The sequence below is a fragment of the Pelagimonas phthalicica genome (assembly GCF_004364805.1).
GTDB classification, from domain to species: domain Bacteria; phylum Pseudomonadota; class Alphaproteobacteria; order Rhodobacterales; family Rhodobacteraceae; genus Pelagimonas; species Pelagimonas phthalicica.
Genome location: NZ_SOAP01000001.1, coordinates 1,484,906 through 1,504,600 on the forward strand (window position 1 = coordinate 1,484,906; position 19,695 = coordinate 1,504,600).

12 protein-coding genes are annotated in these 19,695 nt (G+C 59.6%); 7 read left to right on the forward strand and 5 right to left on the reverse strand.

The features are described 5' to 3' along the window. Window positions 1-2: 2 nt before the first annotated feature. A complete protein-coding gene (locus CLV87_RS07415) occupies window positions 3-713 on the forward strand; it encodes a DUF599 domain-containing protein (protein WP_099242323.1) in 711 nt (236 codons plus the stop codon). A 35-nt stretch (window positions 714-748) separates the two neighbouring features. Beyond that, window positions 749-1,096 carry a hypothetical protein gene (locus CLV87_RS07420; protein WP_099242321.1) on the forward strand — a complete coding sequence of 116 codons (348 nt, stop codon included), beginning with the start codon at window positions 749-751 and terminating at the stop codon, window positions 1,094-1,096. A gap of 30 nt (window positions 1,097-1,126) precedes the next feature. Here CLV87_RS07420 and CLV87_RS07425 read toward each other — a convergent pair whose 3' ends face one another. The 4 genes from CLV87_RS07425 to CLV87_RS07440 are packed head-to-tail and all read right to left on the reverse strand — an operon-like array spanning window position 1,127 to window position 7,801. After that, window positions 1,127-3,166 (reverse strand): DUF7408 domain-containing protein, encoded by a 2,040-nt coding sequence (locus tag CLV87_RS07425; RefSeq protein WP_099242319.1) that lies wholly within the window; start codon window positions 3,164-3,166, stop codon window positions 1,127-1,129. Beyond that, entirely contained in the window at window positions 3,163-5,922 is a 2,760-nt protein-coding gene (locus CLV87_RS07430; protein ID WP_099242317.1) for a DUF4159 domain-containing protein, read from the reverse strand. The genes CLV87_RS07425 and CLV87_RS07430 overlap by 4 nt, the downstream gene beginning before the upstream one ends. Then, on the reverse strand, window positions 5,919-6,797 hold the full coding sequence (locus tag CLV87_RS07435) for a DUF58 domain-containing protein (protein WP_099242315.1): 879 nt from the start codon (window positions 6,795-6,797) through the stop codon (window positions 5,919-5,921). The genes CLV87_RS07430 and CLV87_RS07435 overlap by 4 nt, the downstream gene beginning before the upstream one ends. Continuing rightward, a complete protein-coding gene (locus tag CLV87_RS07440; RefSeq protein ID WP_099242313.1) occupies window positions 6,794-7,801 on the reverse strand; it encodes an AAA family ATPase in 1,008 nt (335 codons plus the stop codon). Before CLV87_RS07440 ends, CLV87_RS07435 begins: the two co-directional genes overlap by 4 nt. 69 nt (window positions 7,802-7,870) lie before the next feature. Here CLV87_RS07440 and CLV87_RS07445 point away from each other — a divergent pair, with 69 nt between their 5' ends. After that, the gene (locus CLV87_RS07445) at window positions 7,871-8,452 is read left to right on the forward strand and encodes a DUF1285 domain-containing protein (protein ID WP_099244636.1); all 582 of its coding nucleotides are present in this window, start codon (window positions 7,871-7,873) and stop codon (window positions 8,450-8,452) included. A gap of 4 nt (window positions 8,453-8,456) precedes the next feature. Here CLV87_RS07445 and epsE read toward each other — a convergent pair whose 3' ends face one another. Next, window positions 8,457-9,677: an exopolysaccharide biosynthesis GT4 family glycosyltransferase EpsE gene (gene epsE, locus CLV87_RS07450; protein WP_442417498.1), complete on the reverse strand. Its 1,221-nt coding sequence runs from the start codon at window positions 9,675-9,677 to the stop codon at window positions 8,457-8,459. A 157-nt stretch (window positions 9,678-9,834) separates the two neighbouring features. On the opposite strand from epsE, the gene CLV87_RS07455 reads away from it, so the two are divergent. From CLV87_RS07455 to CLV87_RS07470, 4 genes are all read left to right on the forward strand, one after another. Then, complete coding sequence (locus CLV87_RS07455) at window positions 9,835-10,689, forward strand: glycosyltransferase (protein ID WP_235871862.1); 855 nt, start codon at window positions 9,835-9,837, stop codon at window positions 10,687-10,689. Next, a complete protein-coding gene (locus CLV87_RS07460; RefSeq protein ID WP_099242311.1) occupies window positions 10,686-12,047 on the forward strand; it encodes an oligosaccharide flippase family protein in 1,362 nt (453 codons plus the stop codon). The genes CLV87_RS07455 and CLV87_RS07460 overlap by 4 nt, the downstream gene beginning before the upstream one ends. Before the next feature lie 185 nt (window positions 12,048-12,232). Further along, on the forward strand, window positions 12,233-18,670 hold the full coding sequence (locus CLV87_RS07465) for a type I polyketide synthase (RefSeq protein ID WP_370739609.1): 6,438 nt from the start codon (window positions 12,233-12,235) through the stop codon (window positions 18,668-18,670). Window positions 18,671-18,673: 3 nt separating this feature from the next. Next, complete coding sequence (locus CLV87_RS07470; protein WP_099242307.1) at window positions 18,674-19,693, forward strand: glycosyltransferase family 2 protein; 1,020 nt, start codon at window positions 18,674-18,676, stop codon at window positions 19,691-19,693. Window positions 19,694-19,695: the final 2 nt, after the last annotated feature.

Consider the following 19,695-nt stretch of genomic DNA (forward strand, 5'->3'; position numbering starts at 1 on the left):
ACATGGGTTGGGGCACCGCCATAGACGCCTTGACCCCGCTTGACCTGGGCGCGGTGTGCCTGTTTTTGCTGTTATGGCTGGGCGTGAGCCCGATCATCGAAAACCCGCCAGCCTCGCGCCCGTCAACCTCCAAGCTGATGTCGGAATATCGCCGTCTTTGGATGCAGGAATTTGTGAAGCGCGATCCCAGGATCTTTGACAGCCAAATCGTCAGCAGCCTGCGTCAAGGCACGGCGTTTTTCGCCTCGGCCAGCATGATTGCCATTGGTGGCGGTTTGGCGCTGTTGGGGAACGCGGATCGGTTGCGCGGAGTTGCTCAAGACCTGACCTCAAGCGCGGATCCAGTGGTGGTTTGGGAGTTGAAACTGATCCTGATGCTGGTGATCGCCGCCAATGCCTTTCTCAAATTTGTCTGGTCCCACCGGCTGTTTGGTTATTGCTCGATCCTGATGGCCGCGGTGCCAGTGGATGCCAAAGACCCCTTTGCGCAACCCCGCGCCAAGAAGGCGGCAGAGATCAATATCACCGCTGCCAAGGCCTATAATCGCGGATTGCGGTCCGTTTATTTCGGCATTGCCTCGGCGGCCTGGCTCGCGGGGGCGATCCCGCTGATCATAGCCACAATCTTTGCGTTGCTAGTGATTGTCAGACGCGAATTCACCTCCTTTTCGCGCACGGTTCTGCTCGAGGACACCGACCGCACGCCTTCGTGATGCGCGCAGCACTAGGACGCTGCTACTGTGCCCGCATGAGATATGCGATTCCCTTGATTTTTTTGGCGGGTGCGGCCTTTGCCGATGCGCCGGTTGTGACAGGTGCAACGGCCAACAAGGCGGGTGACAGCTGGCGCTTTTCCGTGACTTTGTCCCATCCGGATACCGGCTGGGACGATTATGCCGATGGCTGGCGGGTCGAAGACCTGCAGGGCCAGGTTCTGGGCCTACGCGAACTGGCCCACCCCCATGTCAATGAACAACCCTTTACCCGCAGCCTATCCGGCGTATCGGTGCCCAAAGGCACAAAGATCGTACACATCCGCGCCCGCAGCAATGTCGACGGGTGGAGCGAGGAGGTCTTCAAGCTCGAGCTTGAATAGCTCTAAGGCCAGTGAACACTCCGACGGACCTTAGTTCCGTCCCTCGCGCAACCAGGCACCGACGATCATCACCGACGCCATGAGCAAGACCAGCCAGGCCGGAAGCAGCGCGGTCTGGCGCACATCCAGCGTCTCAAACGCCTCACGCGGTGTCAGGCCGACCCAACCCCGACCAGCGGCAGGACGGCCCGAGCGGACCGAGCGGATTTGCGGCACGCCATCCTCTAGCGGCATAATCCCACCGCGCTGCGTGGCGACCAATTCGGCCAAGGCCGTGCCACTGGCGATGGTTTGCTCGAATTCCTTTGGGGCGGCCGGACCAAGGCCAATCACCGCCTCAAGCGCGCCCTCAGACAAACGGTACAAGCCGATATCGGCCCCCTCATAAAGCGTCTCAAATTGCCCGGGGCTGGTTTCAAGCAAAGTGACCTCTTCTTGTGTGCCATCCGGGCGCGTGATCGTGACCGCGCCAACATTTGCCTCTAGCGAACGGCGGATGATGCGCATGGTTTGCCCAGTCGGTTCAGCCCAAAGCGCCTCTTCCTCCAGCTCGGGCTCTTTCATCATCCAATGCGCAAGGCGGCGCAACAGGTCGAGCTGGGGCCCGCCGCCCTCATACCCCCGGCTCCAGAGCCAGGCTTGATCAGAGGCCAGCAGGGCAACCCGCCCTTCGCCAACACGATCCAGCACAAGCAAGGGTTTGCCATCGACCCCTTCCATCACAGTGGAGCCGGTGTTCGGATTGACCTCGATCTGGCGCAACCAACGCCCCCATGTTTCCGGCTCAGCCATGCCTGCCGTGACCGGGTGGCGCAGGCCAAGGTCGGTCACTCTTGGACGGAAAGCTTGGTCAATCACGCGAGCGGTCGGCTCGGCAGGTAGAACCTGACCCAAGGGCGAACGGAACAGAGAATCCGCTGAGGCAAAGTCGGGCCCGGCAGCGACCAAGACGGCACCGCCTTTTTCGATATAGTTTCGCACGTTATCCAGATAGATCGACGGCAAAATCCCGCGCCGCTTGTAGCGGTCAAAAATGATCAGGTCGAAATCGTCGATCTTTTCCAGAAACAGCTCGCGCGTTGGAAAGGCGATCAGCGACAGTTCATTGACCGGCACGCCATCCTGCTTTTCCGGGGGACGCAAAATGGTGAAATGCACGAGATCAACCGAGCTGTCCGATTTCAGCAGATTGCGCCAGGTCCGCCCGCCTGCATGGGGTTCGCCCGAAACCAGCAGCACGCGCAAACGATCCCGCACGCCGTTGATCTGCACAAGGGCGGTGTTGTTGCGATCGGTCAGCTCCCCATCAGCGGTGGGAACGGTGAACTGGATCACGTTCATCCCGCCATGCGGCAGGGTGACAGGCATTTCCAGATCACGCCCGATGGGCACGGTAAAACGCTGCGGGTCAGCGCCATCCACCGAGATCAGGATGTCAGATTGAGTCGCGCCTGGCGCAGCCCCGTCATCATCTATGCGTAGGGTCAGTTTGACCTCTTCACCCAAAATGGCAAAGGCGGGGGCATTGCGCACGGATAGGCGACGGTCCCAATCGCTCTCACGCCCAGTGAGCAGTAGATGCAAAGGGGCGGGCAGGTTCGGCGCGCGTTCCAGATCATGCAACCGCCCATCTGAGAGCAGGAAAATACCGGCGATCCGTCCACGCGGCTCTTCGGCCAGGACCGCAGAAAGTGCGGTCATTAGCTGGGTGCCGCTATTGCCTTCGCCATCTGGCACGGACACACGGCGAATTTCAGTGTTCGGGCGCGCTGTCAACTGCGCCTCTAACCTTTGAACCGCGTCTTGCGTGACTTCGGCGCGGGCATCCAACCGCTGGGATGCGCTTTCGTCGACCAGCAGCAGCACAATGTCAGACAGCGCGGCGCGATCTTCGACCTGATAGGACGGTTGCGCCAAGGCCAGCACCAGCACAAACCCGGCCAACAGACGCAAGGCCCAGCCAGACAGCCCGCGCCAAAAGGCCAGCACAGCGCCCGCCCCGGCAAGGGCCGCCAGCACCCAAATCACCACCCATGGCAAAAGCGGATCGAATACTATTTGGCCCGTCATTGTCCCAACCTATCCAGCAAGGCAGGCACATGGACCTGATCTGATTTGTAATTGCCCGTCAGTACATGCATCACAAGGTTCACCCCAAAACGATAGGCAATCTCGCGCTGTCGCTCGCCGGTAAAGCTGCGCGCCATACGTGTGAGCGGCGCGCCATTGGCATCCACCGCCCAGGCCGAGGCCCAATCATTGCCGCCAATAACCACAGGCGTCACATTGTCGTTGAGGTTGCGGAACGGCATCCCCTCAACCAGTTCCGCATCTGGTGGGGCGGCCTCGACCCAGACCTCTCGCCCGGCAAAGCGGCCGGGGAAATCCTGAAGCAAGTAGAAGGTTCGGGTCAGAACGTGATCTTCGGGGATGGGCTCAAGCGGCGGAATGTCCAGCCGCGCCGCGATTTGCTGCAACTTGCGCCCTTCGGGCGTGGCGCTGCCAAAGCCTGAAATATCCGCGTCCCGCGTATCAAACAGGATCATACCGCCGGAACGCAAATAAGAGTTTAGCTTGATATAGGCCGCGTCCGAGGGGATCGGTTGATCGGGTGAAATCGGCCAATAGAGGAACGGAAAGAAGGCCAACTCGTCCTGCTCCAGATCTACCGCCATAGGTTTGGCCGGCTCAACAGAGGTGCGATAATACAGGATATCGGACAAGCCGCGCATCGCCGCCCCGGCAAGCTCATCCAGCTTGGCGTCTCCGGTCAGGACATGGGCAAAAACCACCTCAGATGTGGCGTCTATCGCGATTTGTTCATCGGGCGTTTGCGCCTGTACGTCGAACGGAAGGGCCGCGAGAAAAATTAGGCTGGCCACGGCCCGCGCCCCGATCAGACGACCTGATAGGGCAAGCGAGGCCAAAACGTCTGCGAGCAGCAAAGCAATCGCCGCGCCAAGCAACCACCCACCCAAGGGGCGTTCCTGCGGGCGGCTAAGACCTTCGACAGAAATGTGATCGGGCCAAACAACCGGTTGAAGATCAGGCTCAGCCGAGATCACGTTACGCGCCAAGCTGCGCTCTTCGCCTTGGTACAGACCGGGGCGCAGCTCGAGGCCAAGTGGGTCGCTGGACAAGGCCATGCCATCCACCCCCGGCAGGGTTTCCCCATCGCGCAAAATGCCAAACCCATCCAAGACCGAAACTGGCTGCCAAATGGTCCCTTCCAACGCCGCGCTGTCCTCGACCGCCGTGCTTGAGGATACAGCAAGCCGTTCCAACATCTGCACAAACAGGCCCGACAGCGGCAGAGTGGACCATTCCGCATTGGCGGTCACGTGGACCAGAACAATCTGGCCCTGCCCGACGGTCTTGCGCGTGACCAGTGGCGTGCCATCGCTCAGCTGCGCAATCACGCGTTCGGCCAAAGCCGGGTCTGGCTGCGCCATGACCTGACTGTTCACGGTGATTTCATCGGTGATTGCCAGGCCGGCAAAGGGGCTATCCTCGGCAAAGGGGGCCAATGTCTTGGGTTCGCCCCAACTCATCGCGCCGCCAACTGTGCGACCACCCGCGCGCAGACGCACCGGCATCAGCGGGTCTTCGGAAGTGCGGCTGACATCGCTTGCCGCCAGTCGCGGCCCGGCAAAGCGCAACAGCAGCCCGCCCTTGTCCAGCCATTCCAGAACCTTTTCCTCTTCTCCCGGGCTGAGCGTCGCAACATCGGCCAAGACAATCGCATCGGGATTGGCCAGCAGAACCTCGTCCAGCGAGCCATTCAACAGATCTGCTGTAGGGGCAAGTGCCTTGAACAGGTAATGCAGCGGGTCGAGCAATTGCAGACCCTCGCGTCCTTCGCGACCGGCGATCAAGGCCACCTCGCGGCGGCGCAAACTGTCATCCGGCAGGGTGACCGCCCCAGCGCTGCGGCTACCGGTGATTTCAAAGCGCGAGATGCGCGCGCGCAATTCCGCAGGGAGCGCCAGCTTGGTTTCGGCACTTAGCGCGTCCTGTACAAACGTGACAGGCGATTGGAACAAAACGGCTGGATTGCCAGCCGGATCCTTACCATGTCCAGCCAGCGAAACCTCAACCTCTGGCCCGGGGCGCAACCGGTGCAGTGTCAGGTGCAACTGCCCCTCGCTTAGTGTGGCAGGGCCAAGGGCAAGAACAGCGCGCGGGCTTTCAAAGACTTGAACAGTGCCGCGGGTTTCGAACAGGCGCAGCAGCCCGTCACGTTCTTCGCGCGCGAGGCTGTCCGAGAACCAATAGGTGTCAAAATCGCCATCAGGCAAAGCAGCAATGGCCGCGCTTGCCGTGGCTGAGCCGGGCTCCCAAGGTTCGGGTTGCAGCCCAGTCAACCGCGACCGCAACACATCAGCGCTGGAGAATTGAACCAATTCCGGATTGCTTAGGCGCAGGATGCCAACCGGTCGGGCATCGCGGCCGGCTTTGGCCAGTAGCCCGTCCAAAGCCTCGATCCGGGCCCGCCAATCATAGGCCGAGGCCCAGCTGGCATCCATCACCACCAAGAGCGGCGCATCGCCTGCCGCCTCTTGTTCCGGTTCAGGGTTCAGAATCGGGCCGGACAAGCCAATGATCACCGCCGCCATCGCCAAGAGGCGCAATAACAAAAGCCACCAAGGGGTGCGGTCGGTGACCTGATCGTCGTCTTTCAGGCCCAGCAAAAGCACAACACCGGGGAACATCCGCCGCACCGGGGCGGGCGGAACGGCGCGCAGGATCACCCAAAGGATTGGCAATGCAATCAGCGACAATAACAACCAAGGGGTCGTGAACCCCAAAACGCCAAACAGGGTCATCCATGCCCTCCATCCAAAGCCCGATAGAGCCACAACAGCGCGGATTGGGCGCTTTGATCCGTGTGGTGGCAATGGAATTGCCAGCCAGTCAGGCGACACAAGGCTTCGAGCCGGTCCTTGCGTTCCGAAAGGCGTTGCAAGTACCGGTCGCGCAGTTCACCCGCCTTGAGCGTTTCATGCGCCAGTGATTTTCCGACACTCTCAAAGATCGTGCGGCCCTGAAACGGAAAGCTCTCTTCGCTTGGGTCGAGAACCTGCAACAAAACCCCCCGCACATTGCGGTCGGCGGCTTTGGTAAGGGCTGCCTCGATCGGGGCGAGATCCGACAGGAAATCCGACACGAACAGCGCGCGCGCATTGGGAATGATCCCGCGCGCCTCGGGTTCGCTGTAATCGGCGTCGCCCTCTTGACTGAGCATTTCAGCAAGGCGCAAAACCTGTGTTTCGCCACGGCGCGGAGGCAGATCCCAACCTGTGAGGCCGACGCGCTCGCCCCCTCGGATCAGCAGGACCGCCGTCGCCAATGCGATCAGCCGCGCCCGATCCGCCTTGGTCGGCAGGTCTTTGGTTGAGTTGAACCGCAAAGAGGCCCCCGGATCGACCCAAAGCTGGACGCTTTGCGCCACCTGCCATTCGCGTTCACGCACAAATTGGTCGTCACCCTTGGCAGAACGGCGCCAATCGACCCATCGCAGGGAATCGCCGGGGCGCATGGGGCGGTATTGCCAGAAATCATCGCCCATCCCGGAGCGGCGGCGGCCATGTTCGCCCAACAGGATGTTGCCGGCCAATTGCTCCGCCCGCGCCAAAAGCGCGGGAAAGCGGCCAGCCTCTTCTTGGGCGCGGCTGCGCAGGAGGGCGACGGTTTGGGTCACGCGGCAGCCTCAGCCTTGGTCAAACCGGCGGCGACCTCTTCGATCAATGCGCCAAGGTCTTCGCCACGGGCACGTGCCGAGAAGCTGAGCGCCATACGGTGGGTCAGGACAGGGCGGGCCATGTCGATCACATCCTCAGGTGCCGGCGCGAGACGCCCCTGCAACAGCGCCCGCGCACGTACCATCAGCATCAACGCCTGAGCGGCACGTGGCCCCGGCCCCCAAGCCACCAATGCGCGCACCCGATCCGGGGCACCCGGATCTTCGGGACGGAAGGCACGGACCAGGTCAAGGATCATTTCGACCACAGCCTCACCCACAGGCATGCGACGCAGCAAGGTTTGTGCGGCGATCAGCTCATCCCCGGTAAAGACCTGATGCGCCTCGCCCTCTTCAACGCCAGTGGTGGCCAGCAGAATGTCGCGTTCGGTGTCACGATCCGGGTAGTTCACGTCGATCTGCACAAGAAAACGGTCAAGCTGCGCCTCCGGCAGTGGATAGGTCCCCTCTTGCTCAATCGGGTTTTGCGTGGCGAGCACATGGAATGGTGCGTCCAGCTCGCGGGTTTCCCCGGCAACGGTCACCTGCTTTTCCTGCATCGCCTGCAAAAGCGCCGATTGTGTACGCGGGCTGGCGCGGTTGATCTCATCCGCCATCAGCAATTGGCAGAAAATCGGGCCTTTGATGAACTTGAAGGCGCGGCTGCCATCCGCCCCGGTTTCCAGCACTTCAGAGCCGAGAATATCGGCAGGCATAAGGTCCGGTGTAAATTGTACACGATTGCCGTTCAGCCCCATAACCGTGCTCAGGGTTTCCACAAGACGGGTCTTGCCAAGGCCCGGCAAGCCAATCAGCAAGCCGTGACCGCCGCATAAAAGCGCTGACAATGTCAGGTCGACAACCCGTTCCTGGCCAATAAAGCGGGCATTGATAGATTGCTTGGCCGCGGCCAGCTTTTCCTCCAGCGCTTCGATCTCAGCCACCAGATTTTCGGCATCCGCCATAAGAACTCTCCATTGCAATCAATCGCGTTGCATATGAATGTATCGTGTGAGTTAAAAATGGCAAAAGATATGAGCGGACAAAATCTTGTGACCCCGTCGGCTGAGGGCATTGCAGCGTCGGCGAAAGCTGCCAAAGGCAAGGGTTTACCCCCTGTTCACAAGTGGAATCCGCCCTTTTGCGGCGATCTGGACATGCGGATCGCCCGCGACGGCACTTGGTACTACCTTGGTACACCTATCGGCAGAATTGAGCTGGTGCGGCTTTTTTCATCGATTTTGCGCAAGGATGGCGAGGATTATTTTCTCGTCACACCCGTCGAAAAGGTGGGAATCACCGTTGATGACGCGCCTTTTGTTGCTGTTGATTTTGACGTGACAGGCGACGGCACCGAACAAGTTTTGACCTTTCACACCCAAGTGGATGATGTCGCCATCGCAGGAGCTGACCACCCGATCCGCGTCCAACGCGACCCAGAGACAGGCGAACCATCCCCTTATGTTCTGGTTCGGGCCAATCTTGAGGCCTTGATTGATCGCAAAAGCTTTTACCGCTTGGTTGAGCTTGGCACGCATAACGACGGCTGGTTCGGAGTTTGGTCCTCAGGCCAATTCTTTCCGATCATCCCTTCGGCAGAGCTTGAAGGGCTCTGAGCGTTCAACCTGCTTGCTGCGCCAACAAATACTGAATTTCCGAAACCAGCGTCTCTGCCCCTAACTCGGCGCGGAAATGCGCGACCACATGTTCGCGCCCGGCCCCAGACAGCCGTTGCAAAGCGGCGGGATCACCGGCCAAGGTTTTGATGATCCGAGCCAATTGGCTGGGCGCCTTGGGTTCGGCCAGATAGCCGTTGACGCTGTCTTCGATCAACTCGCGCACGCCACCTGCCGCGGTGCCAATGGTTGGAACACCCATCGACATCGCCTCCATATAGGCAACACCAAGGGGTTCATGCCAAGAGGCAAGCACAAACAGATGCGCCTCTTCGAGCTTGGCCTTGACTTGATCCGCGTCAATGGCCCCGAGCAGTTTCACGTGATCCTGAAGGTGCAGCTTTTTCAAATGCGCTTCGAGTTCAAGACGATAGCCATTGCCGCCATCATCATCTTCGCCAGCGATTTCAACGCGAATATCGACCCCTTGATCGATCAATTGCCGGGCTGCTGACATCAGATCCTGATGACCTTTGACAATATTCAATCGCCCACACGAGAAGATGCGGATCGGGCGGCCATGTTCGGGCACCGAATAGGGCGTGCTGCGTTGCAGGGCGTTGGTGTCCACCCCCATCGGACGAATTGAGATTCGATCCGGCAGAAAGCCAGCAAGCTCATTGCCAATTTCATTCAGCAGCTTCTGGGTAATGACCGTCGCAAAACTGGCATTTTCCCATTTCAACCGCTGCCCCGGTCCATAATCGGACAAGGGGCCATGTAGCGTATGGGAATAGTTCGGAGCGCCAAGCTTGTTGGCGAAACAGGCAATCAACGAGGCCCGCGCGCAGGAATGGGCGTGGATATGATCCAGCTGCAAGGCTTTGGCGTGTTTGGCCAATTGTTGAGCCGCCGACAGGGTCACCAACGCATCCTTGCCGAACCGCGCTCCTTCGCGCAGCATCCAGCCGGGCAAGCCCTGAGGCAAAAGACGCGCACCAGCGATCAAGGCACTGACCGGATTGACGCTGCCCAGATAGGTCGTGCGCGCCATCGCCTCATCGGACCAATCATGCGCAATCAGGCCTTTGGGCGGCTTACGTGTTGAAAACACATGCACTTCGTGCCCCATCTCTTCGAGAGCGAGAATTTCGCGCCAAAAGAAAATGTGTGTTTGCCCAGGAAACTGGGGAACAATATATCCGATCCGCAAAGCTTGCGTCACTGTGATCTAGCCTTGAAAAATGAGCAGCATACCGTCCTCCCAAAGACGGATATCCGAAATAATCTAGTCCTTTCCATTCTTTGGCCATAGTTAACTGTCAAGACGCTGTGTAAATGAGGCGGTATTTTCACAAGGTGTGGCCCTGCGGGTACGGGTTATGATGCAAGACAAGATGGCAGGGTCGATGCGGCTCTGCGTGATCATCCCTGCAAACAACGAGGCGGCGCTGATTGGTGGCTGCCTTGAGGCGATTCTGGCATCGGATTGGCAGGGTGGTGGTGTTCAGGTAATTGTGGCCGCCAACGGGTGCAGCGATGATACGGTGGCGCAGGCGCGAGGGTTTGCCACAGCGTTTGACCGGCTTGGCTGGCATCTTGAAGTCCTAGATTTGGCCAAAGGTGGCAAACTCAATGCGTTGAACCTGGCTGACGCCAAAGTACATGCGCCCATAAGGGTTTATCTCGACGCAGATGTCACGATCAGCCGGGGTTTGCTGTGGCAATTGGCTGATGCCCTGAGCGGCCCCGCTCCGCGATACGCCTCTGGCAAAGTCAACATCACAGCCAAAAGCTGGCTCAGCCGTGCTTATGCACGGATTTGGCGGCAAGTCCCCTTTATGAGTGACTGCGTGCCAGGTTGTGGTGTCTTTGCCGTGAACGACGCAGGCCGCGCCCGATGGGGTGCCTTCCCCGAGATCATTTCAGATGACACCTATGTCAGGCTCAGCTTTGCACCTCAGGAACGGGTCGGCGTGCAGGCCAGTTATGAATGGCCGATTGCCGAAGGGTTCCACAATCTGGTCAAGGTCCGCCGTCGCCAGGATGTCGGCGTGGATGAGGTGGCGCAGAAATTCCCGGATCTCATAGAAAATGATGACAAACCGGATTTCCCGCTGTCCCGCAAACTGTCCATGGCGCTGCACGCTCCTATCAGTTTTGCGGTCTATTCCGGTGTAGCCCTTGTCAGCAAACTGACCCGCAACCGCAACGCAGGCTGGAGCCGGGGACGATGAGCGTGCTGGCCCGTTTCCAGGGATCATCCCTCGGCGCGCGTGTTCTGCGCTCTTCGGTTCTGACGATCGGCGGCTTTGGCATGAGCCAAATGATCCGCCTCGCCTCCAACCTTATCCTGACCCGTCTGCTCTTCCCCGAGGCATTCGGCCTGATGGCGCTGGTCATGGTGTTCCTGATGGGCCTTGGCCAGTTTTCGGATGTGGGCGTCACGCCAGCCATTCTGCAAAGCAAACGAGGCGATGATCGAAACTTTCTCGACACGGCATTCAGTATTCAGGTGGTGCGTGGCATTGGCTTGTGGCTCGTTGCCTGCGCCTGTGCCTGGCCGATGGCGGCGCTTTATGGGCAAGACTTGCTGCTCTACATGCTGCCGGTTTCGGCACTGACGCTTTTGATCACCGGATTCCGCCCGACCAAGATGGTGACGGCGAACCGACACCTGAACCTTGGCCGATTGACCGTTCTGGACATGGTCACCCAGATTTCCGGCGTCGCAGTTGGCATCGTATTGGCCTTTGCGACGCATTCCGTCTGGGCTTTGGTCATTTCCGGCGTCGTCGGGGCCTTGGTCGAGGTTATCATCAACTGGCGCTATCTCCCAGGGCCCAGCAACCGGTTCCACTGGGACAAAAGCGCCGCCAAAGAGCTGATCGGCTTTGGCAAATGGGTATTTCTTGCCACGGTCTGTGGGTTCTTTTTCACCCAGGCCGACAAGATCCTGATCGGTAAATTTGTCCCCCTGGATGTGTTCGGCGTCTATAATATCGGCTTCTTCTGGGCCTCCTTCCCGATGATGCTGGGCAATATGGTGACGCTCAAGATCCTGATCCCGATTTACCGCGAAACCCCGCCAACCGCCTCACGCGAAAACTTCCTCAAGCTGCGCAAGATGCGCTTTGCCGTGTCGACGTTGCTGATGGGCTTTGTCGGTGTCTTTGCCCTGATCGGGGTGTGGATTGTCGACATGTTATATGACCACCGCTATATTGAAGCGGGTGCCGTTGCGGTCATTCTGGCCATTGCGCAAATGCCGATGTTGATCGTGATGACCTATGATCAAGCTGCGCTTGCAGCAGGGGATTCAAAGAAATTCTTTGTTCTGGCATTGGCCCGTGCTGTGTTGATGATTGCCTGCCTGATGATCGGCTTGCAATCCGCCGGATTGTTGGGGGCATTGATCGGTTTCGGCGTGGCACTCTTGCTGGCCTATCCAGTTGTTGTCTGGCTCGCGCGCCATATGGGTGCTTGGGACCCGCTGCATGATCTCTGTTTCGCTTTGGTTGGCTTGGGCCTAGCGGCCTTGGCGCTTTGGGTGAACGGGTCGGCCATCGCGGAATTTGCGGGGAATAGCCTGTAACAGCTCCCGTTTCCGGTTTGGAAACAATTCTGCTATTCCTTTGCCTCTGATCCGTTTGAGCGCAATGGCCAGCCCTTGACCCATGGAATGGGGCGTCAATTGGCCGGAAAACCTCAAATTCGCCGCATTTACTGCGCATTGGGCTCCTAAAATGACCAAGACTCGTGTCGCGGGGTAAGGGATTGATGATGAGTGACGACCAGAACTTTGGCGAAAATGACATTGCCATTGTGGGCATGGCTGCGCATTTGCCGGGGGCCGAAGATATTGCCACCTATTGGCGCAACCTGCGCGATGGGGTGTCTTCGATCCGCCGGTTGAGCGAGGAAGAGTTGCAAGACGCCGGTGAAGATCCCGGCCTGATCCGTCATCGCGATTACGTGCCTTTTGCCGCGCCGTTGAATGATTTCGAGATGTTTGATGCTGAATTCTTTGGGTTTTCCCCCAAAGAGGCAGCGATCATGGATCCGCAACACCGTCAATTTCTAGAGACCGCGTGGGAAGCGCTGGAAAACGCAGGGCATGTGCCGGAAAACTTCCCCGGTCAGGTCGGTGTTTTTGCGGGCTGCGGGATGGGCAGCTATTTCTATTTCAACATCTGTTCCAATCCCGATCTGGTGGAAAGCACAGGCATGTTCCTGTTGCGCCATACCGGCAACGACAAGGACTTTCTGACCACACGCCTAAGCCACGTACTGGACCTGCACGGGCCATCCATCGGCGTGCAAACCGCCTGTTCCACCTCACTGGTGGCCACCCATTACGCCGCCCAGGCGCTGCTCAACGGCGAATGTGACATGGCTTTGGCGGGAGGTGTCACCATCGAGCTGTCGCAAGGGCGTGGCTATCTTTACAAGGAAAACGAGATCCTCAGCCCAGACGGGGCCTGCCACGCCTTTGACCATCGCGCCAAAGGCACGGTTTTTGGCTCGGGCTCGGGCGTTGTTGTGCTGCGGCGCATGGCGGACGCGGTGGCCGATGGCGATCACATATGGGGCGTTCTGAAATCCACCGCGGTGAACAATGACGGCGCGCAAAAGGCGGGTTATCTGGCTCCTTCTGTCGATGGGCAAGCCAAAGCCGTAGCCGAGGCACATGCGCTGGCCGACATCACCGCTGATACCGTGGATTACGTCGAATGCCACGGCACCGGCACCTATTTGGGCGACCCGATTGAGGTGGCCGCGCTAACCCAGGCCTTTGGCGAAAGCTCAAACAAATTGGGGCATTGCCGGATCGGTTCGGTCAAAACCAATATCGGCCACCTTGATACGGCGGCGGGTGTGGCCAGCATGATCAAGGCGACACTGGCCTTGCATCACAAACAAATGCCCCCCTCTCTGGGGTATGAGGCCCCGAACCCTGCGATTGATTTCGAAAACTCCCCCTTCCGTGTCAATGACACACTGACCGACTGGCAGGCCCAAGGTCATCCACGCCGCGCCGGGGTGAACTCGCTTGGCGTTGGGGGAACCAACGCCCATGTGATCCTCGAAGAGGCTCCAACACGGGTCGCATCCGAGGAAAGCGATTTCCCGTTTCAGATCCTCAGCATATCGGGTCGTTCAAAAGCCGCGATGGAGGCCAATGCCAAACGCATGGCCGACCATCTTGAGGCCCATGCCGATCAAGACCTGGCCGACATCGCCTGGACGCTTCAAAACGGTCGCCGTGCCTTTGAGAAACGCCGGGTGGTGGTGGCCGAAACCCATAGCGAGGCGGCTGAACTCCTTCGGTCTGACAACACGCGCCGCGTCCACAGCCATACTGCGCTGACCAATCCCGACATCGCCTTCATGTTCCCCGGCGGCGGGGCACAATATGCAGGAATGGGGCGTGATCTTTATGAAACCGAGCCGGTCTTTGCCGAATGGATGGATCGCGGCCTTGATCACCTTGCCACCTTATCCCGCGAGGATATGCGCGCACTTTGGCTCCCCGCCGAGGCGGACCGGGTCCGGGCTGACGAGGCCCTGCGCCAACCGAGCCTGCAATTGCCGCTGATCATGATCGTGGAATATGCGCTTGCCCAGCTTTGGATGAGTTGGGGCATCGAACCGGCCGCTTTGGCCGGGCATTCCATGGGCGAAAACACCGCTGCTTGTGTGGCAGGTGTCATGTCCTTTGAGGATTGCATCGGCCTTGTCCATCTGCGCGGCAAACTGTTCGACACGGTGCCTGCTGGCGGCATGTTATCCGTCGCCATGCCCGCCGAGGACTTGCGCCCGCTTTTGGGGGCTGATCTGGATCTTGGCGCTGTGAACGCGCCCGAGCTTTCCGTCGCTTCCGGCCCTCAGGCCGCCCTTGACCGGCTTGAGGCCGAGCTGAAAGCGAAGGACATCGACGCCCAGCGCATCCAGATCGACATTGCCGCCCATAGCCGCATGCTGGACCCGATCCTTGAAGATTTCCGCACTTATCTGCGCTCGATCACCCTGAACCCACCGCAAGTCCCGCTGACATCGAACCGCACCGGCGCGCTGATGACGGCTGAGCAGGCCACCGATCCGGATTACTGGGTCGAACACCTACGCGGCACGGTGCATTTCGCCGATTGCATTGGCACCCTCGCCAAGGAAGATCGCATTTTCCTTGAGGTTGGCCCGGGCAAGGCCCTGTCCGCCTTGTCGCGTCAGCACAGCGATGTGACCCCCAACCAGGTCATCAGCAGCTTGCGCCACCCCGAAGACGCCATCCCGGATGACAAACATATGTTTGAGGTCATGGGTCGCCTTTGGGCGCTGGGGGCCGAGATAGATTGGGAACAAATCTGGGGCGAGGCGCGTCGCGTTCGTGTGCCCCTGCCAACCTATGCGTTCCAACGCAGCCCCTATTTCATTGCGCCGGGCGAAGCCAAAACCGACACCGCCTCACAATACCTCATGCGCAGCGACGACATCTCGGATTGGGGGTGGAAACCGGTTTGGCGGCCCCGTTCTGCCCAGGTCGAAGTTGACATTGCCGATTTGGCAGAGGCGGACCCGCAAACCTGGCTGATCTTCCGCGACGAGTCTGGCCTCGCCTCCGGTGCGGCCACACAATTGCGCGCCGCCAACCACCAGGTTGTCGAAGTCAGCGTCGGCGATAGTTTCGCCCGTCTGTCCGAGGATCATTACCTTTTGTCGCCCGAGCGAGGGCGCGAAGGTTATGACATGCTGTTGCAGGATCTGGCGGCGCGCGGTGTCGTACCAACCCGGATCGCGCATTTCTGGTTGGTCACGCAGGATGAATCCCACCGTCCCGGCTCATCCTTCTTTCACCGCGTACAGGAACAGGGGTTTTATTCGCTCATGTTCCTCGCTCAGGCCTTGGCCGAAGAGGGCACCGCCAAACCGCATATCAGCATTTTCACCAATAGCGCGGCCAAGCTGCGGGACGAGGCGTTGCCCTACCCCGCCAAAGCCACCATTGCCGGTCCCGCCCGGGTGATCCCACGGGAATTGCCCGGCGTCACGGTCAGCACCTGCGACCTTGAACTGCCCAAAGCGCCACAATCGTCCTTTTGGGGCCGGGCCAAGGCGATGGCCAGCCATGCAACCTCGATGCAGGCGCTGACATCGCGCGTTTTAGAAGAGTTGCTGGCCGAACCCGCCGACCTCGTGGCGGCTCTGCGCAAAGATCGCCGGTTCGAAGCCGCCATGAAACCCGTCAAACTCGACGACACCCCCAAGGTGGCATCGAATGGTACCTACCTGATCACCGGTGGCTTTGGCGGGATTGGTCAAAGCCTCGCCATGGATTTCGCCCAACACGGCGCAAAGCTGATCCTGCTCGCCCGCAAATCCCTGCCGGACCGCGCCGAGTGGGACAGCTATGTCACCCGACACGCCCCAACAGACGCCATCGCCCGCCGTATCCGCGCGGTGCAAGCGCTGGAAGAGGCGGGGGCAACAGTCATGGTGCGCGCGGCAGATGTGTGCAACCGCGATCAAATGCAGGCGGTCAAAGATGCCGCCGAGGCCGAATTTGGCCCGATCACCGGTGTCATCCACGGGGCCGGTGTCATTGATGACGCGCCTTTGATGACCAAAACCCCGGCCAGTGTCGAAGACGTGTTTACCCCGAAAATCCACGGCACCGAGGTGCTGGGGCAAGTCTTTCCAGATGGATCCGTCGACTGGATGGTGCTGTTCAGCTCGTCGTCGACCGTCACCGCCCCGGCGGGTCAGATCGATTATGTGGCAGCCAATGAATATCTCAACGCCTTCGCCCGCGCGCGCAGTGGGGCCACCAAAGTCGTGGCGATCAATTGGGGCATTTGGAACGAGGTCGGCATGGCCGCCGAAGCCGTCGCCGCACGTTCCGGTGATCTGCCAAAAGCGCCGCTTGAACCTGTTGAGCTGCCCATGCTCGATGACATGAGCTTTGACGCGCATGGCAATCGCATCTTCCACGCGAGTTACAGCGCCGATGACTGGTTCATCGACGAACACCGGACCAAGGCAGGCGACGCCCTGTTGCCCGGCACGGGTTATCTGACCCTCGCGGCCCATGCGCTTGACGCCCACCATCAAAGTGGCTCATTCGAATTGCGCGACCTCAATTTCCTGCGTCCTTTGCGCGTCGCAGATGGCGGCACGCGCGATGTGCGTGTCCGTCTCAACCGGACCGAAGAGGGTTATGGTTTTGACGTGCTGGCCGACACAGCCTTGAACGGGCGCAACGGATTTGCCCTGACCGCACAAGGTGGTCTGTCCTTACTGCCCATGTCGCGGCCCGATCCAGTCGATCTGAACGCCGTCTATGGGCGATGCGGTTCGCCAACCGGCGCGCCGGGGCAGAAATTGTCGACCGCGCAAGAGGTGCATCTGGCCTTTGGTCCGCGTTGGAAGGTTTTGGATAACCGCGCTTTGGGGCAAAGCGAGGGCATCGCCGAACTGTCCCTGCCTGATCTCGCGCAGGGCGATCACTGCCTGTTGCACCCGGCCTTGATGGATATTGCCACCGGTTGGGCGATGGAGTTGATCCAAGGCTATCAACCGACCCACCTTTGGGTGCCTGTGCGCTATGCGCGGGTGCGTGTCCATGCGCCTCTGCCTGATCGCATCATCTCTTGGGTCCGCAATGCCGCCGAGAACCGCGCGGATGCGGAAACGGCCAGCTTTGACGTCACCCTGTGTGACCTCGACGGCAATGTGATCGTTGAAATCTCGGGCTTTACCATTCGCAAGCTGGAAAACCTGGATGTGCTCAAGGCCCCTGCCCGTCTGACCCCGGCCGAGGTTGAATTTGACGACGCACCAGAAGCTGGACAGCCCTTATCGCCCGCCGAGGAACGCCTGGCGCATAACCTCTCGCAAGGGATTTTGCCTGCGGAAGGTGTGCAAGCCTTCCATCGCGCCTTGGCCTTGGGGGCACCGCAAGTGGTCGTCTCGTCCATGGATCTCGATGCGCTGACCCGGCAAACCGCCGCCAGCACCGCCGAAGCCGGAGAGACGCAAAAGTTTGACCGCCCGGAATTGGAGGGCGATTATGTCGCCCCCGAGAATGAAATCGAACGGCAATTGGCCGCGTTCTGGGAAGAGCTGCTGGGCGTGCAAAATGTCGGGGTCGAGGACAGTTTCTTTGACCTTGGCGGGCATAGCCTGATCGCGGTGCGGCTGTTTGCCAAAGTCAAAAAGGCCTTCCGCATCGATTTCCCGATTTCGGTCCTGTTCGAAGCCCCAACCATTCGCAAATGTGCCGCGCTGATCGCGGAACAGATCGGCATGCCGGAAGAAGGTGACACCCCAGACGCCCCCAAAGCGCCAGAACGCCGGTTCCGCCATATCGTGCCGATGCATGATGGCGATGGCGGCGCGCGCCAGCCGTTCTTCTTGATTGCTGGCATGTTTGGCAATGTGTTGAACCTGCGCCATCTGGCCCATCTCTTGGGTGCGGATCGTCCATTTTATGGCTTGCAAGCCAAAGGGCTGCTGGGCGGCGAAGCCCCGCATGAAAAGATTGAAGATGCCGCGCGCGACTATATCGAGGAAATGCGCCAAGTGCAGCCCGAAGGGCCATATATGCTTGGCGGGTTCTCGGGTGGTGGCATCACCGCCTATGAGATCGCGCATCAGTTGGAAATGATGGGCGAAGAGGTGTCTTTGGTCGTTATGCTCGACACACCATTACCACAGCGCCGCCCGCTGTCGCGCAAGGACCGGATGATCATCCAATGGCATCAGGCCCGCGAAAAGGGGCCGCTTTATCCGCTGATCTGGGCCAAGAACCGCATCGCCTGGGAATTCGAAAAACGCCGCCAGGTTGAAGAGACCGAGACAGCCGGAGCCTTCCATAATGCCGAGATTGAGGCTGCGTTCTATCGCTCCATCGCCGCCTATACGGTCAAACCTTGGACCGGCCGCCTTGTTCTTTTCCGCCCGCCGCTGCAGGGCAAATGGCAGGTGACCGGCGGCGCGATGGTCAATTCTGAACGCACCTATTTGACCAATGACAATGACTGGGGGCTCTTCGTCCCTCATGTTGAGGTTCATGAAGTGCCCGGAGATCACGACAGTATGGTTCTCGAGCCCAATGTCCGCGTATTGGCGGCAGGTATGCGTGCGGCCATCGAAGAGGCCGAGGCCCGCGTTGCCGGACATGGTGAGGTGGTCAAGTTTCCCACCCAAGCGGCGGAGTAACGGATGCCGAAACTGCTTGTGGTCTCGCTGAATTTTCGCACGCCCGACATGACCCTGCGCTCGGTGCAATCTGCCTTGCGTGCCATGGAAGGGCTGGATGCAGAGCTGGTGCTGGTCGATAATGACAGCGGCGACGGATCGTTCGAAAAGATGCAAACCGAATTGGATCAGGCCAATTGGGCGCAGGGTGCGCCGATCCGGTTGATCCAGTCGGGCCACAATGGCGGGTTTGGTGCCGGCAACAATGTCGGCATTCGTGCGGGGTGGTCCGATGGGTCCAAGCCCGATTACGTCTATCTGCTAAACTCCGACGCCTTCCCGGCCCCGGATGCATTGCAAAAACTGCTGACCCATCTGGAAACCCACCCCGAGGCAGGTTTCGCCGGAAGTTACATCCATGGCGAAGAGGGCGATCCGCATGTCACAGCCTTTCGCTTTCCAACACTTTGGTCCGAGCTTGAGGGTGCCATGCGTTTTGGTCCCGTATCACGCCTGCTGAAAAACAAATCCGTCCCCATCGGCGTTCCTGAACAGACGCAGCCGGTGGATTGGCTTGCCGGTGCCTCGATCATGATGCGGCAAAGCGTGCTGGACGAAATCGGCCTCTTTGATGAGACGTTTTTCCTCTACTTCGAAGAAACCGAGCTATGCCTGCGCGCCGCCCGCGCCGGGCACCAGACCCACTATGTGCGCGACAGCCATGTTGCTCATATCGGGTCGGTCTCGACCGGCATGAAGGTCTGGACCCGCATTCCCCAGTTTTGGCTCGACAGCAGATGGCACTATTTCAGTAAGAGCCATGGCCGCGCCTATGCGATTGCTGCCACCGGAATGCATCTTTTAGGTGGGCTGTTTTGGCGCATGCGGCGGGTGCTTCAACGCAAAACCCCCGCTGATCCGCCACATTTTTTGCGTGATCTTGTTCTACATGATGTCCAAGCGATGGCCCGGCCCCTGCCGGGAAAGCGCAAAGCGGTGGTCCCGGTCTCGGGGAACACCGCAATTGAGGGTATAACGGAGTAAAT